This window comes from Symmachiella macrocystis (assembly GCF_007860075.1).
Taxonomy (GTDB): Bacteria; Planctomycetota; Planctomycetia; order Planctomycetales; family Planctomycetaceae; genus Symmachiella; species Symmachiella macrocystis.
Genome location: NZ_SJPP01000002.1, coordinates 1,165,360 through 1,181,613, shown reverse-complemented (window position 1 = coordinate 1,181,613; position 16,254 = coordinate 1,165,360). Strand labels below are relative to the sequence as shown.

At 56.1% G+C, this 16,254-nt stretch carries 15 protein-coding genes; 13 read left to right on the top strand and 2 right to left on the bottom strand.

Features of this window, described 5'->3' with window-relative positions; genetic code table 11:
- The first annotated feature begins 109 nt into the window (after positions 1-109).
- From CA54_RS22675 to CA54_RS22615, 13 genes are all read left to right on the top strand, one after another.
- Positions 110-436, top strand: a complete 327-nt coding sequence (locus tag CA54_RS22675) for a hypothetical protein (protein ID WP_146373241.1) — start codon at positions 110-112, stop codon at positions 434-436.
- Between the two features lie 162 nt (positions 437-598).
- Positions 599-1,306, top strand: a complete 708-nt coding sequence (locus tag CA54_RS22670) for an SGNH/GDSL hydrolase family protein (RefSeq protein ID WP_146373240.1) — start codon at positions 599-601, stop codon at positions 1,304-1,306.
- Between the two features lie 63 nt (positions 1,307-1,369).
- Complete coding sequence (locus tag CA54_RS22665) at positions 1,370-1,975, top strand: preprotein translocase subunit SecA (protein ID WP_146373239.1); 606 nt, start codon at positions 1,370-1,372, stop codon at positions 1,973-1,975.
- Positions 1,976-2,001: 26 nt separating this feature from the next.
- The gene (locus tag CA54_RS22660) at positions 2,002-2,772 is read left to right on the top strand and encodes a leucine-rich repeat domain-containing protein (RefSeq protein ID WP_146373238.1); all 771 of its coding nucleotides are present in this window, start codon (positions 2,002-2,004) and stop codon (positions 2,770-2,772) included.
- Between the two features lie 85 nt (positions 2,773-2,857).
- Positions 2,858-3,343, top strand: coding sequence for a thioesterase family protein (locus CA54_RS22655; protein WP_146373237.1), 486 nt, complete (start codon positions 2,858-2,860; stop codon positions 3,341-3,343).
- A gap of 264 nt (positions 3,344-3,607) precedes the next feature.
- Positions 3,608-4,936: a (Fe-S)-binding protein gene (locus CA54_RS22650; protein WP_231963163.1), complete on the top strand. Its 1,329-nt coding sequence runs from the start codon at positions 3,608-3,610 to the stop codon at positions 4,934-4,936.
- 63 nt (positions 4,937-4,999) lie between these two features.
- On the top strand, positions 5,000-5,662 hold the full coding sequence (locus CA54_RS22645) for an HAD family hydrolase (protein WP_146373235.1): 663 nt from the start codon (positions 5,000-5,002) through the stop codon (positions 5,660-5,662).
- Positions 5,663-5,813: 151 nt separating this feature from the next.
- On the top strand, positions 5,814-7,124 hold the full coding sequence (gene ahcY / locus CA54_RS22640) for an adenosylhomocysteinase (protein WP_146373234.1): 1,311 nt from the start codon (positions 5,814-5,816) through the stop codon (positions 7,122-7,124).
- 173 nt (positions 7,125-7,297) lie between these two features.
- Positions 7,298-8,368, top strand: a complete 1,071-nt coding sequence (locus tag CA54_RS22635; protein WP_146373233.1) for a glycosyltransferase family protein — start codon at positions 7,298-7,300, stop codon at positions 8,366-8,368.
- A gap of 248 nt (positions 8,369-8,616) precedes the next feature.
- Entirely contained in the window at positions 8,617-9,717 is a 1,101-nt protein-coding gene (locus CA54_RS22630) for an FAD:protein FMN transferase (RefSeq protein ID WP_146373232.1), read from the top strand.
- 143 nt (positions 9,718-9,860) lie between these two features.
- Positions 9,861-11,126 carry a hypothetical protein gene (locus CA54_RS22625; protein ID WP_146373231.1) on the top strand — a complete coding sequence of 422 codons (1,266 nt, stop codon included), beginning with the start codon at positions 9,861-9,863 and terminating at the stop codon, positions 11,124-11,126.
- A gap of 95 nt (positions 11,127-11,221) precedes the next feature.
- Positions 11,222-12,793: a Gfo/Idh/MocA family protein gene (locus CA54_RS22620; protein ID WP_146373230.1), complete on the top strand. Its 1,572-nt coding sequence runs from the start codon at positions 11,222-11,224 to the stop codon at positions 12,791-12,793.
- A 371-nt stretch (positions 12,794-13,164) separates the two neighbouring features.
- Positions 13,165-14,406 carry an MFS transporter gene (locus tag CA54_RS22615; RefSeq protein ID WP_146373229.1) on the top strand — a complete coding sequence of 414 codons (1,242 nt, stop codon included), beginning with the start codon at positions 13,165-13,167 and terminating at the stop codon, positions 14,404-14,406.
- Positions 14,407-14,682: 276 nt separating this feature from the next.
- Here CA54_RS22615 and CA54_RS22610 read toward each other — a convergent pair whose 3' ends face one another.
- On the bottom strand, positions 14,683-14,994 hold the full coding sequence (locus tag CA54_RS22610; RefSeq protein ID WP_146373228.1) for a hypothetical protein: 312 nt from the start codon (positions 14,992-14,994) through the stop codon (positions 14,683-14,685).
- Positions 14,995-15,026: 32 nt separating this feature from the next.
- Positions 15,027-16,250: a DUF420 domain-containing protein gene (locus tag CA54_RS22605; protein WP_197532735.1), complete on the bottom strand. Its 1,224-nt coding sequence runs from the start codon at positions 16,248-16,250 to the stop codon at positions 15,027-15,029.
- Positions 16,251-16,254 lie beyond the last annotated feature (4 nt).

Below are 16,254 nucleotides of genomic sequence, written 5' to 3'. Positions count from 1 at the left end.
GGGGTAAGGCGAAATCTGTCTTATCAGCTTGACGGCAGAAAGAAAATTGCAGATCTTTGAGAGGACGTGAATTCTGGATACGGTTCTCATGGAATACAGATAGCGCATCATGTATCTACTGAAGACGAACAACCCCAATTCGTTGTATCAACTGGCAGAATCACTCGACCCAATTCAAGACTTCACGCACTGCGACCTCGGAAGTCTCAACTCGCTCCAACTGATTGAATTGTGTGACGAAGCGGCTGCTTGGATTGCCAAAGAACCAATTGTCTTCGACGAAGAGAACGGCTTGGCGATCTTCGAGTTTTCCTCATCAGGTGTCGTGTGGCTTCTTAATCACTCTGTCGCATTGCATCGTTGGAATGCTGACGTTGCTGCATTATCTGCATTGGATGGGGCTGGAGGCACCCTCTACGTAGTTGATACTTTTTGATCGCCTTGTCAGTGGGGAAATCGCATTGGCTGTTTACGATTTGCGTCGTTAGCGGCGCGCCGCCGACACCCCGCCATCCACCGCAACTTCGAATTGCCGTGCCAACCGTCTATACTGTCCTCTGCTGAGCACCGAAATTTGATTATCCTAAGGACATCACACATGCTACGGTTTTTCGCGACGCTGGTTACACTCCTGGCGATGGCGCAATGCATCGACGCTGCTGAACCGGTGCGGGAACGCATCGAATGGGCGGATTATTGGGTGACTGATGCGGAAAAAGACGACCTGCCGCGCGTGCTGTTTATCGGCGATTCGATTGTAAAGGGATATTTTTCCGCTGCGGAAAAGCAACTCGCGGGAAAGGTACGCTGTGCCCGGTTGGCGACCTCCAAATGCGTCGCCGATCCGTTGTTTCTCGACGAAGTCCGGTTACTGCTCAAGCAATACCGGTTCGACGTGATTCACTTCAACAACGGTCTGCATGGCTGGGGTTATAGCGAAGACCAGTACCGCGACGGCCTGCAAAACTTCCTAGCGGCCCTCCCCAAAGAAGCGGGCGACGCCAAAATCGTCTGGGCCACTTCGACTCCCATGCGCGCTTCGAGCGACTTGGGGAAATTCCACGAAAAAAACCAACGCGTCGTTGCCAGAAACCGCCTTGCCGCCGAGGTCATGAAACAATTAGGGCTGCCTACCAACGATCTCTACGGATTGGTGGAGCCGCACCCCGATTGGCATTCCAAAGATGGCGTGCATTTCAACGACCGCGGCAAGACCGCACAGGGAGCAGCTGTGGCTGACAGTGTGTTAAAGCAGCTACGTCATGCGGCGACGTCGGGAAAGCGGGACGATGTCAACGATCAATAGGCCGTTGTTCATGCCGCTGTGGCCTGTTGTGGTGCTGTTGAGTTGAAGCCGGAGAACGGAACCATGGGATTGTGGGACATGTTGTTTGGCGGGGGATATCCCGCTTCGGTCGACGTGTCGGGCGACCACATCTGGATGTCGCACGCAGCAAAGTTTCATGGGATTGGTCGGCAGCTCACTGAAACCGGCGACTCGGCGGGGGTGCTACTCATCGCGCATTTCGACGAGACACTCGCGCAGCTGGATGTCCTCACGGCAGTTGATCATTTCGACGTGCCGGTGCATGCGATCCTCGCCCAAGACCTCTCGACCGATATCGCCATTCGTTGGAGAATGGAACAGACAGCAACAATCGACCTGATCGTGGCGGACCGGCATCCGCTGTGGTCCGTCGACGGCGAACTCCTACAATTCGCCGGGGAACTACCCTGCCGCTGCCGCGTGGCCTATCATCAATCCCTGCAGGACCCACTGGTCAAACGTTTCACCGGCGCCTGGCTGGAACCGATGCTGGAACAGATGGGAATGAAACAAGACGAGGCGATCAGCAGTCCGTTGGTCAGTAAACGCATCAAGGCGATGCAAAAGAGGATAGAAGCGAAAGCATTCGGAAACCACCGCGCCGCGTCAGCCACGGAATGGTTTGAATTGAACTTCCCGGAGTCGTGACCGCGACGAGGAATTGAGCATACCCTATGACCGAACCCACCCCCAAAAGCCGTCTGCCGCGCACGGTCACGCTGTTGCTCATCGCAGCGGTGTTGCTCATTAGCGTTGGAGCGTTGATGGTGTGGTGGCCGTATCATCGCAATCAAACGGCGATGGCTGAGGTTGAAGAACTTGGTGGACGAACCAAAACAAGAATCGTTCGTCCTTTCTGGATTCCAGACGCAATCGATGATGAGTATCTGTGGCTGTTTAGGCGGGTAAATGTCGTTCGTTTGAGTGATACCCAAGTCGTTGATGCGGATTTTGAGCATCTACAAGGGCTGACCACACTTGAGTACCTGTCGTTCAATAACACCCAAGTCAGCGATGCAGGCCTTAAACATCTTCGAGGGCTAACTAACCTTCGATTGCTGTTCCTCTATAACACCCAAGTCAGTGACGTTGGATTAGAGCATCTCCGAGGGATGACCAACCTTCGGTACCTAGCCCTCAACGACACTCAAGTCAGCGACGCTGGGCTTGAGCATCTCCCAGGGCTGTCCACACTTGAGTACCTGTCTTTCAACAACACGAAAGTCAGTGATGCTGGCCTAGAAAATCTCCAAGGCTTAACCAAACTTCGGAACCTAATGCTAAACGACACTCAAACCAGCGACACTGGACTCGGGTATCTCAGAGGAATGACCAACCTTCAACGGCTGCATCTCACAGATACCCAAGTTACGAAAACTGGAGTCGAAAAACTCCAGAAAGCCCTACCTGATTGCAAAATTAGTTGGACGCCCCCGTCGACATAACAGTCACTCCCAAGATCCCAACGACCTTTTCCGTTGGGCTTCGAGCAAAACAAAACAATTTACACACAACGGACACGCACAAACCGTGATCACCCCAGAAGACCTCCAACCACTCCCCATCACCGGCAATAAAACCATTCCCGAGGACTATCTCGACGAGATGGGCCACATGAACGTGATGTGGTATACGCATCTGTTCAGCAATGCCACCGGCAAGATGTTTGACCTGTTTGGGCTGTCGGATGACTATTGCGTTCGCACCAATTCCGGGGCGTTTGCGCTGGAATGCCATTTGCGGTATCTGGCTGAGGTGCGGGTCGGCAAGACGGTGCGGATTCATAGCCGGCTGGTCGGCCGCTCCGAAAAACGGTGGCATTTCATGCATTTTATGGTGATTGAAGAAGACGGCCGCATCGCCGCCACGGCGGAATTCGTCGGCGCACACATCGACATGACCCGCCGTAGAACTTCCCCCATTCCCCCGATCGTAACGGAACCGTTCGACGCCATATTAGCCCAGCACAACCAACTTGATTGGGATCCCCCCCTCTGTGGTATAATGCGCCCATGAATCGTACTCGTTCCCAAACTCCGTTTGGGAACGGCCTGTCGCGAAGCTCTGCTTCGCTTGCCCATGGCGACCGACCGAAGCAGAGCTTCGGAAAAGTGGGTTCCCAAACGGAGTTCGGGAACCAGGGAAAGTTCGCAAAACAGACAAAAAGGCAGAATCTGTACCTCTTTGCGTCTTCGCGTCTCTGCGCGAGGCTTCTTTTAATTTGCTAGTTCGATTGATTTTTCGCCGCGAACGCCGAAGATTGCCTGCATGGATAACAACGTGACAACAACGACGACGACCGAAAACCTCGGGTCCAATATCGAATACGGCAAGTACCTTGACTGCGTGCATTGCGGCTTGTGTACGGCAGCCTGTCCAACCTATTTGGAAACCGGGGATGAAAACAAAAGCCCCCGTGGACGTATTTACCTGATGCGGGCCGTCACCGACGGGCGTTTGGAACTGACCGACGACGTTCGCGAAAACCTCGATACCTGCCTCGATTGCCGCTCCTGCGAAACCGCCTGTCCCTCCGGCGTGCAATACGGTCGGTTGATCGAACCGTTTCGCATGGACATGGAACATGCCGACGCTGCTGCGGGGGCGGATGCGTCGCAATCCTGGTTTCACAAGTATGTGCTCTACGGCTTGCTGACCAGTCGCAGCAAAACCCGTATCGCACTCTTTCCCGCACGGATCATGCAGGCCTTGCGGCTTGATACAGCCATGGAAGCCGTCGGCCTGACGAAACTGTTGCCGGGCAAATTGCAGCGGATGTTCAAACAACTGCCCCGACTCCAGTCCAACCTGCCGGCTCTTCCGGAGCACCTGCCGGCAATCGGTCCGCCACGGGCCAAGGTGGGACTATTTCTGGGGTGCGTGGCCGATGCCATGTTTCGGCAAACACACTGGGCGACCGCGCGGGTCTTGCAACACAACGGCTGCGAGGTCTTCATTCCCCGCAGTCAGGGTTGTTGCGGCGCAATGCACTATCACAGCGGCGCCGGTGAACCGGCCATGGAAATGGCAACGCAAAACGCGGCGGCATTTGATCTCGATCAACTCGACGCGGTGATTGTGAACGTGGCCGGCTGTGGGGCGATGCTCAAGGATTATCCAGAGATCGCGCACGAAGTCGCGTCCGAGGACCATGCTTTGCGAGGGACGTTAGAAAAACTGACTGCGAAGATCAAAGACATCTCTGAATTCCTCGCTGAATTGGGCCCGATTGCCCCGCAGGGCGAAATCAAACTACGAGCGACCTACCACGACGCCTGCCACCTCTGCCACGCACAACAGATTCGCGCGCAACCGCGCGACCTGTTGAGTCTAATTCCCGGGTTGGAATTGGTACCGCTGCCCGAGTCGGAAATTTGTTGCGGCGCCGCTGGAAGTTACAATCTCACGCAGCCGGAAATGTCCGACCGGCTCGCCAAACGTAAATACGACAACATCATGACCACACGGCCCGACGCCGTGATCACCGGCAACGCGGGGTGTCTCTTACAGATCCAGTCAGAGATGCGGCAAGCAGGACAAGAAATCGCCGTGGTGCATCCAATGGACCTGTTGGATTGTAGCTATCGCGAAGTCTCCCCGACTTTGTGACAATTTAAGGTTCTCCTTTGGCTTTGCTGGAGAGTTTCACCAATCCCCACAAATCAAAACACCATGACCCTCCACCAACCCCCCATCAAGGCTGTCGTGTTTGACTTCGACGGGCTGATGTTCAATACCGAGGACATTTTCGAAGCGGCCGGGAGAGAATTGCTCGCGCGGCGCGGGCTGGAGATGACGCCGCAACTGTTGAGCACCATGATGGGCCGCCGTCCCATGGAAGCCTTTCAGTTCATGGTCGACATGCACGGCTTGACCGAGCCGATTCCCGACCTGCTGGAGGAATCTCGCGTCATTTTCTCGGATTTGATTCCCGGCATGCTGCAGCCGATGCCCGGATTGCACGAATTGCTCGAACACCTCGAATCGCGGGATTTACCCAAAGGGGTGGCGACTTCGTCATCACGGTCCTATTTGGAGGACTTGCTCTCGCGGCACGAATTGCTGGAGCGGTTCCACGTTACGTTGACTGCCGAGGATGTCACGCACGGCAAACCCCATCCGGAGATCTATTTGGCCGCTGCCCAGCGATTGGGCATCCACCCGTCGGAAATGCTGGTTTTAGAGGATTCCGAAGCGGGAACAAACGCCGCTGCCAGCGCCGAGGCGGTGATTGTCTCCGTTCCGCACCAACACAGCCGCAGCCACGATTTCAGCCGTGCACACTACGTGGCCGAGCGTTTAGACGATCCGTGGGTTCTTGACCGTCTGGGCTAGAAACTAGCGGCTTCCCTGTCTGTTATAGCGGACAAATCCCGGCAATCTTGTTTGCCTGCGACAAATGTCCTATCCTACCCGGCACTGCTGTCTACAAATTGAATACCGGAACAAATTACCCATACTCTTTGCGTCACTTCAGGAGAGATAAATGTCGACCGCTGCGGCACTACCATACAAAGTTGCGGACATGGAATTGGCCGATTGGGGCCGTAAGGAAATTGAACTCGCCGAAACCGAAATGCCCGGTTTGATGGCGCTGCGGGAGAAGTATGGTGCGAGTCAACCGCTCAAAGGGGCACGCATCGCCGGTTGTCTGCACATGACCATTCAGACCGCCGTGCTGATCGAAACCTTGACCGCACTGGGGGCCGAGGTCCGTTGGTCCAGTTGCAACATCTTCTCGACCCAAGATCACGCCGCCGCGGCCATCGCCGCAACCGGCGTCGCGGTTTTCGCCTGGAAGGGCATGAGTGAGGAAGAGTTCGATTGGTGCATCGAGCAAACGATCTTCTGGCCCGACGGACAACCGCTGAACATCATTCTTGACGATGGTGGCGACTTAACCGCCATGGTCTTGGAGCGGTTCCCGGAATTGGTCAAAGACATTCGCGGCATCAGCGAAGAGACCACCACCGGCGTGCGTCGTCTGGAGCGGATGCACGAAGAAGGCAAGTTGCCCATTCCCGCGATCAACGTCAATGACTCGGTGACCAAAAGCAAATTCGACAACCTCTACGGCTGTCGCGAATCGCTGGCCGATGGCATCAAACGCGCCACTGACATCATGATTGCCGGCAAGGTGGTTGTGGTCGGCGGTTACGGCGACGTTGGTAAAGGCTGTGCCGCTGCGATGAAGGGCCTGGGTGCCCGCGTGATCGTCACTGAAATCGATCCCATCATCGCCCTGCAAGCCGCCATGGAAGGTTATCAGGTCGTCACGATGGAAGAAGCTGCTCCGCTGGGAGACATCTTCGTGACCACCACCGGCTGCTGCGATATCATTTGCGGTAAGCATCTGGATGCGATGAAGCACGAAGCCATCGTCTGCAACATCGGCCACTTCGATTCAGAAATCGAGATCGCCTACCTCGAAGGCCGCGACGATATTGAAGAGATCAATATCAAGCCGCAGGTCGACAAGTTCGTCTATCCCGACGGCAAAGCGATCATTGTGTTGGCGCGCGGACGGTTGGTGAATCTCGGATGCGCGACAGGCCACCCGTCGTTTGTCATGTCCGCCAGCTTCACCAACCAAGTCCTGGCACAAATGGCGCTGTGGGACGAGAAAGCCGACTTCGAAGTCGGTGTGCACATGCTGCCCAAAGAACTGGACGAAGAGGTCGCCCGCTTGCACCTCGACAAGTTGGGTGTCAAACTCACGAAACTGTCTCAAAAACAGGCCGACTACCTCGGCATTCCGGTCGACGGCCCGTACAAGCCGGATTACTACCGGTATTAAGATGCCGGACAGTAGGATTCCGTGAAACAACGTGCTCAGGCTGATGGCTTGGGGTGTAGTTGTTTCACGCATTGCGACGATATCAATCGAGCCGTGACGGTGTTCCGCGTGACCCGCCACGGCTCGAATTTTCTTGCGCGGACCGAAATCGCGAGCAGGAAAGCATATCGGCAATGCGGATTCTCTACGGCGCGTTCTCCCAGGGAAACGGGCATCTCTCAAAAGCGTCGGTCCTGGTTCCACTGCTGGAAGCCCGTGGGCACGAGGTCCGCGTGATCACCTCCGGTCCGCCTCCCACGAGCTGTTACCAGTTCAACTGGCACCGCCATTTTCCCGGCATTTCCTACGTCGCAAAAAACGGCCGGACCGACTATCTGGCCTCCTTCCAACAATGGAGTCGCCGCCTGCCCACGTTGTTTCAAGGGATTTGGGCAATCCGCGGGATTGCACGCGAATTTCAGCCCGAGTTGGTGATCAGCGATTTTGAACCGATGACTGCCAGCCCGCTCGTCGAGCCGGGGTGCGAGGTCGTTTCCATCAGCCGACAAGTCTCGTTGCTTGATCCCGATGTACCGATGCCCCCGGTGGGCGGATTTGACCGTAAGATGACCCGTTCGGTAATTCGCGTTTTCACCTGCGGAGCGGATCGCAAGTACGGTTACCACTACGAACCTGCATCGTTTCGTTGTGTGCCGCCGTTGATTCGCGCCGCAGCCAAACAACGGCGACCGGAAATGGGTGAGCATGTTTTACTCTATAGCGGACTGCCCTCCTTCCAACCACAGCCGGCCGATGTCGTCGCCTGGGCACGAAAAAACCGGCAACGCGTGATCGCCTACGGCTTCGCTCCCGAATGCGCCATCGAGAGGGAACGGTTCGTGTCATTCCGCCGCCCCAATCCCGGCCAGTTTTTGGAGGACATGGCCACATCGCGGGGCGTGATCACGACCGCCGGTCTGTCGACGCCCATCGAAGCCTTTCTACTCCGCAAACCGCTCGTCGTCGTGCCGATCCCGCGTCAATGGGAACAAACCGTCAATGCGTTCCAACTGCACGAAGCCAAGATCGCCTGCTCGGCACCCGATTGGGATTTCGACAAGCTTCTAGAAACCCCCGCACCGGCTGCCGATCATCCGCTGCTTTCTTGGATGCACACCGGCAGCGATTACGTCCTCAATCGCATTCTCGACGAACCCACGACAATCACCCTCCCACCCCAAGAAACCGTCCGCCCCGCCGCATAAAAATTGCAAACAAACGCCCCGGGAGGGCGAGGCTCCCGCCGAGCCGCGCGCGACCAAAACACGTCATCGCGCAACGCGATTTTTGACATCCACGCACAGCGTGGCAGCGCGGCTCAGCAGGAGCTTCGCCCTCCCGGTTCGCTGCTGGTGACGATGTCTCTTCCCATCCGCCCTTGGCGTACGCTTGCCATTCCCGATATGATTTCCTGCGGACACGTATCACCGCAATCCATTCGGGATAAACGCTGATGTCAGATGAGGCTGCTGGAAGTTCTCGACGCGATTTCCTCACCGGCCGCGCGGTTCAACGCTCGGTGGAACAGGTCGGAGAACGTATCGCCGACGAGTTGGTCGATGACACTGCGCGACAAGCCCCCGTCGCGAGCGAGACCGTGCAGCTGGGCAAACAGGCGATGGCGTGTGACTTTGATGTGATCCTCAACCCCGGTCAACCGGGCGCCATCCGACCCGCTTCCGATGCTTTGGATGTCATCGATCTGCTCGAAGATCAAATGAGTGTTTATCGCGATCACAGTGAATTGTCGCAGCTCAATCGCCGCGCTGCCGACGAACCGGTCGAGGTCGAAGCGGAGTTGTATGCCTTGTTGCGGCGCGCGGAAACCATTGCGCGTCAGACCGAGAGTGGGTTCGATCCCACAGCGGGGCCGATCGTCGATTTGTGGCGGCGGTGTAAAGCCGAGGGCCGCGCACCGACGGAATCTGAAGTTCAGACAGCGCTCGATATTGTCGGACTGCAATATGTGAACTTCGACGATGAGCAGCGAACCGTCCGCTTTTCCAAACCAGGCGTGGAGGTGAATCTGAACTCTATCGGCAAAGGCTACGCCTTGGACAAGGCGGCGGAAGTCCTCACGGAAAACGGGGTCGAGGATTGGTTGTTTCACGGCGGTCACAGCAGCCTGTTAGCACGTGGGTCTCACGGCGAGCTAGGGGGGTGGCCGGTGGGAATTCGCAATCCACTGTTTCCCGATCAGCGACTGGGGACGATTTTGCTCAAAGATAGCGGAATGTCCAGTAGCGGATCAGGTGTCCAGTATTTTCGGCATGGTGGAAAACGCTACGGCCATATTCTGGACCCTCGGAGCGGATGGCCGGTGGAATCTATGCTTTCTGTGACGGTTTTAGCCCCCACAGCGGCACTGGCGGACGCACTTTCGACGGCATTTTTCGTTGTCGGACTCGAAAAGGCCGCCCAATATTGCCATAATGAGACTGGTGTCAGTGCTTTACTGATTCCCCCGCCGGCCCATGGCCGCCGTCTGGAGCCGGTCAATATCGGTATGGACGATGACATCCTGTTTCTCACCCCAGAAGATAATCCCGCCTGACATCGTCTGAGACTGCGGAGCGTTTCGCGTTCCGTCAGCTTCGTCCGCATAAATTGCATGGTGAATCACATGCCGGTGGCCAACCGAGGTCGCGAACTGAACCGGATTCCGAGCCGATTTTCATAGCAGAAGGTAAACTGAGCGTGTCCGCATCCCAAATTCGTAAAGTCACATTCTTCGCCTGCCTGTTCCTCGTGACACTGCGCGTCGCCATCGGATGGCAGTTCCTGTACGAGGGAATGTACAAGTACAAATCGCAATTCACGGGAAAACCGTGGTCCGCTGCCGGCTATTTGAAAAATGCCAAAGGCCCGTTCCGGGACCACTATCGCAGTCTGGTCCACGATCCGGATGACTTAGAAAAACTGGATTACGACAAAGTCGCCGCCATGTGGGACGATTGGGAAAAACGGTTCGTCGCCAAACATTCTGATCTGAGCGATGGTGATAAGAAAAAACTACACGTCTTCCTCAACGGCCCCGAGCCACAACAATGGACGCGGAATTTGGCCGAATTGCCGCCCGGCGTGGATGTGACGGCGACCTACAAATTCGTGACCTACGATCCCGAGAAAAAGCGGCTCGTGACCACGCGACGCTTACTGCCTCGTGAAGTCAACAAACTGTTGGCCTTGGTGGAGGTCAAAAAGGATCCGACCGAAGAAGAAAGACCGGCAAATGATCTGGCTAAGGCTTATCAAAAATCGGTCAAAGAACTGGGGTTGGTCTGCAGTCGATTGAGCCTGAAGGAACAACTTGAGGTTTCGCTGTTGTGGGACAAAGACCGCGCCGGCGTGACGATCACCGAAGAGAATCAAAAGAAGCTTTATCCCGATGTGGTCGGCACACTCGACGAACATCGTCCGGGGGATATTGAACTCTACCGCAATGCCTTGGCACGGTACGAAGAGAAACTCCAAAATGTGACCCAAAACGGTGCCCCGGATTTCGCGCAGGAGCACCTCTCCAAACAGTGGACGGAACTCCAACAAAAAAGGGGCGAACTGGTCGGCCCGGTCAATGCCTGGACCGCAGAACTCATCCGCTATGGGGAGGAAATGCTCACCCCGGAACAACTCACCAGTGGCGGCGTTCCCATGCAAGTCACGCAGACCGATGTGACAAATCAGCGCACCATCTGGGCGCTGTTGATCTTGGGCGCGTTGCTGATTTTGGGCCTCTTTAGCCGCGTATCGGCTTTCGGTGCTGCGTTGCTGTTGTTGTCGTTCTACTTCGCAATGCCGCCCCTACCAGGTGTCCCGCCCGCTCCGGGGCCGGAACATACTTTGATTGTCAATAAAAACCTAATCGAAGTCATCGCCCTGTTGGCGTTGGCTAGTCTACCAACGGGACGTTGGTTTGGTGTGGATGGGTTCTTTCGCCGCGTGATTCTCCGCAAGAAAGACTAAGTTTGCGCCGTCAATTTCCCTTTGTTTGACGTATGTACAGTAGTAGTCGAATCGCAATTTCCCGGTTGATACCGCTTTTTATGTGAGGTTTGGTCATGCAAATGACTCCTGAAGAGAAACAAATCGGCAAGGACAATTTTCACGAAGCCTCGGCCGATGTGCAGTTGTTGCAAAAAGATAAAGCCAAAAAATCGGGCGATGACGCAGGACTCACACGTCGCGATGCCATCAAAGCGGCGGCAATCACCGGTATGGGCCTCGGAGCGGCCGTCTACGGCTACGATGAGCTCTCCGGCGCTGATCGGGTCAAAGTCGGATTCATCGGCACCGGTGACGAGGGGAGCGTATTGCTCACGCAACATCCCCCGGAGTACATGGACATCGTCGCAATCGCCGACATTCGTCCCAGCAACCGCAAACGGGCCTTCACCGGCGATGGAAACGATCATCGCGTCGGCTTGTACAAAAAACTGGGCCGCGAAAAGTGCGAATCGATCAAGGTCTACAACGACCACACCGAATTGCTGGCCGATCCGGACGTCGAAGCAGTCGTGATTGCCGTTCCGCTCAACCAGCACGAGCCGTTGGCCATCGCAGCACTCGAGGCCGGTAAGCACGTGCTCAGCGAAAAGCTGATGGCGCACAATATTACAGAGTGCAAAAACCTGATCCGTAAAGCCAACGAAAAAGGTTTGCTCTACGCCGTCGGCCATCAACGGCATTACAACGTGCTCTATGAAAATGCCTATGAGCTGATCAAAGAGGGCCTGTTGGGTGACATCAAATTCATCCGCGCCCAATGGCATCGCAACAACAGCTTTCCCAACAAAGATAGCTGGCACAAGCCGATTCCCAGCGAGGACGAAGTCGAGTTGAAGGAGTCGGTGACAAAATACGGCTACGATTCGGTCGAAGAGCTGTGTCGTTGGCGGTTGTACAACAGCACCGGCGGCGGGCTGATGGCCGAATTGGGAAGTCACCAGTTGGATGCCGCGAGTATCTTTCTGGGTAAGGTGCGGCCAATCGCCGTGCAGGGATACGGCGGCCGTAATTTCTACGGTGTCAAAGGGGTCGGTTCGAAGGATAAACAAAACGACAATCGCGAGATCGATGATCACGTCTACGTCACCTTCGAGTTCCCTGGTCCAAACTACGCCGAAGACGAAAACGACGTCGTGATCGTGACCTACTCCTCGATCAACACGAATCGCATGGAGCCGTACGGCGAAACAATCTTCGGCAGCCGCGGCACGATGATCGTGGAGTTGGAACAAGACGTCATGCTCTTCAAAGAAGCGGGTGGAGCGACCGGCGGCGGTGGAGCAGAGCAGCGACTGCAAGTCCTCAACAAAGGGGGCGGCCCAGTCATGGATGCCAGTGCCAGCATGGCCCCCAGCGCCAAAGCGGCAACGGCCGACATTGGCGAGGTGAGCCGCGGTTACACCGAAGAGATGGAGCATTTCGCCTATTGTGTCCGCAACAACATCAACAAGCCGCGTGAAGAAGGCGGACTGCGTTGTAACGGCGTGGTCGCCATGCAGGATGCGATTATGGCCCTCACGGCCAACTTGGCGATGAAGCACAAAAAGCGGATCGTCTTCAAAGAGGAATGGTTCGACCCCAATAGCGATGCCGTGCCGGAAACCGATCCGGACATCATCGGCTAATCAAAAATACGTTTATGGCTTAAAGGACCGGGATATCGCCGTTGGTATCCCGGTCCATTTGCTTTCACCCGCTGGATTATTCGAATCCCATGGCACGCTGGCCCGACAATCCCCGCGCCACGATCACCACAGTAATACTGATCGTGGTCATCTTTCCCCTACTATGCTGGCTAGCGGTCTGGTACGTCGGCGGCTAGGATTGCCAGCTGTTTTTATAATTCACCACGGTGAAGGAAAAAGGCTGTAGGCTATAGACCGTAGGCTTTAGGGTTGGGCTACCAACACGATTTCTGCAGTCTAATCTCTAGAGTCTACAGCCTTGTTTCAGCCTCCGTGGTGAAAAAATATCCCCCTTCGCACGAGGCGAAACGTTGTCGAAACACTCCAAGGCATCTCTGGGTGTCATTTTTGTCACAGTCTTTATCGACCTACTTGGCTTCGGGATTGTGCTGCCGTTGTTACCGCGTTACGGCAAGTTCTTTGAAGCGGATCATCTGCTTGGTCCTTTGATGGCGTCGTTTTCGGCGATGCAATTTCTGTTCGCCCCCGCCTGGGGCCGCCTCTCCGATCGCATCGGACGTCGCCCGGTTTTGATCGTAGGGCTGGCCGGATCGACGATTTCATATTTCATGTTCGGCTACGCCACGTCGTTGGGAAAAGACGATACGCTGCTGGGGCTGGGCGTGCTGGCCTGGTTATTTATCTCGCGAATCGGGGCAGGAATCGCCGGTGCCACAATACCCACAGCTCAGGCCTACATCGCCGACGTCACCGGTCCGGAACAACGGGCGCGGGGAATGGCCCTGATCGGAGCCGCGTTTGGCATTGGCTTTACGTTCGGTCCTTTGATTGGCGCCGGGTTTGTCTCGGATCAGGTAAACGCCCCGCCCAGTGCGGCGCCGGGATATGTCGCAGCGGTGATGTCGGGCTTGGCACTGTTGTCGGCGATCTTTTGGCTGAAAGAATCGCTTGAGCCTGGAAATACGCCGATCCGGCATCACTGGTTTGATCGCTCCAGTTTAAGAAACGCCTTATCGCAGCCAAAGATCAGCATGATTCTGCTGACGATTTTCATCACCACGTTTGCGTTCGCCCAATTTGAATCGACCTTGTCGCTGCTGACGAGAAACCTGGGCATGTCGCCGCGCAGTAACTTTTGGATCTTCGCCTATGTCGGCTTGGTGCTCACCATCGCCCAGGGTGTCTTAGTCCGCCGCTTGTTACCGCGAATGGGCGAATATCGCATGAGCGTCGCCGGCGCTATCCTGATGACCGTCGGTCTGCTGTTGGTCGGTCTGGCTGGGCAACAAGGTTCGACCGGCATGCTGTTTGCCGTGCTCCCGGTGAGCGTCGTGGGATTCTCGGCACTCACGCCGTCGCTGCAGTCGTTGCTATCGCGAGGCACGTCCGCCTCGCAGCAGGGGGGTATATTAGGATTGGGGCAAAGCCTCTCCGCTCTGGCCCGCATCTTCGGCCCCTGGCTCGGCATCTCGCTCTTTCTCGACGACATGTTCATCCCCTACGCTGTCGCTGCAGGGATCATGGCGGTAGGGTTTGTAATGGTCCTCGGACTGCGTAACTTTTCACACTCAATCGACATCGCCGAAAAATAGGGCGACCCGTCTCTGGTGGAATTACGCGTCTCGGCTCACGATTCGCGCGGCGTTGTACCATTAGGCGAAACGGGAGGGCGAAGCTCCTGCTGAGCCGCGCTTGTCCATGAGACGTCTAATGGTGTGTGGGGATGCCCAGCGGACCCATCGGCTTTGTGTACCAAAAGCGGGCGATATCTTTGGCGATGCCAAAACTGGTGTTGCGAATCTCTCGTCCTACCTCGAAAGGTGCGTCGCGACGCACCGCACCCCTCGAATAGCAAACAGGCTTGGGCACTATTCTTGGTCATTCTGCTTCAGGGCGGTGATCACGCGCTCGTCGTACTGCGCCAGAACTTCCGGATCCAGGCTTTGTTGCTTGGCGGCATTTTGTTGGCTGAGGCGGTAGAACGTGTAGCTGAATCCCGTGAAGATCGTCGCCGGGACGGTCAACATGAAGATAATGCTGTACTGGTAGGCGCGCGGCATTTGGTCGTCGGACTTGATCCCTTCCTTGCAATTGGGGCAAGCTTGGGCGGACTCGACGACTGGACCGGCGAACAGCGCAGCCAGTACGAACAGGCCGATGAATGACATTCTGCGAAACATGGGATTCTCTTTCTCAAAAAACGACCGGAAAATCAAACCGGCCATTGGTACAGCATCACATATATTATCACGCCGGTGATCGAGACGTAAAGCCAAATCGGAAAGGTGATCTTCGCGATACGGCGGTGTTTTTCGACCTGACCAGCCAATCCACGGTAAATAGTGATTCCCGCAAGAAACGGGACCGGGACGGCGAGGAAAATATGCGTAATCAAGATCGCGAAATAGACCGTACGGATCGGGCCGGTCCCTCCAAACGGTTTGGAAAGATGGTGGTAATGGTAAATCAGATAACAGGTCAAAAAGGCCACCGAGACGCTAAACGCCGCGAGCATGACGTTGCGATGGGCGGTGATTTTTCGAGCACGAATCAGACCGTAGCCGAGCAACAGCAGGACCGTCGCCAAGCTGTTCAGGCTGGCGTTCACTTCCGGCAACGACTTGACCCAATCGGGGATATCGGCAACCGCGTCCTCCTCGTCTGCCGCCGGCTCCTCTGATGGTTCCGCTGCGGGGGGCTTGGTTGTCGCCAAATCTTCCGCCATCGGTTCTTCTCCAATCCGAATGCCGGCTTTCGGTTTGACGAAACGATGATTTTCCGGAGTTTCCATTCCGTTGACCAGCACGCGCCGCAATGCAACGACATCGTCAGGCACCACGGCGTTGTATTTGCCGATCACTTCTCCCTCGGCGTCGACGTGCATGATGTTGTTGCTGTGAATCACTTGAAAGCCGGGTGGGCCGTCCGGATTGTCGGCAGCGGCCACGCCGAAACTGTTATGCAGCAGATGAAATGTATCCGCTTTATCGCCAGTTACGAACCACCAGCGGTCGGGGTCGGCGCGGAATTGTTCGGCATATCGAGAGAGTACCTCGGGCGTATCATGGTCGGGGTCGACGGTGATCGTGACCAACTGCACGTCCGTGTCCTTGACCGCGCGGCTCAACTCGGCCATGGCTGCAGTCACCCTGGGGCAGGTTGAGGCACAGCGCGTGAACACAAAACAAGCCAGCCACGGTTTTCCTAACAGATCCGCCCGCGTCACCGTCCGGCCACTCCGTTCAGTGAAGGTGAAGTCCTCGACGATCGTTTCCTCGTCGCCTGGGGATTCCGGAGCGATGACTTCCACATCGACATCCTGCGCACCGGCGCGTGGCATCGAGGCACAGAGCATCATCGCAGCCGTCAGTCCCAGCCACAGCGACCGGCGGAACTTCGCTATTCCGCGAACCGTTTTTTGATGAGCAAAAATCATGGCA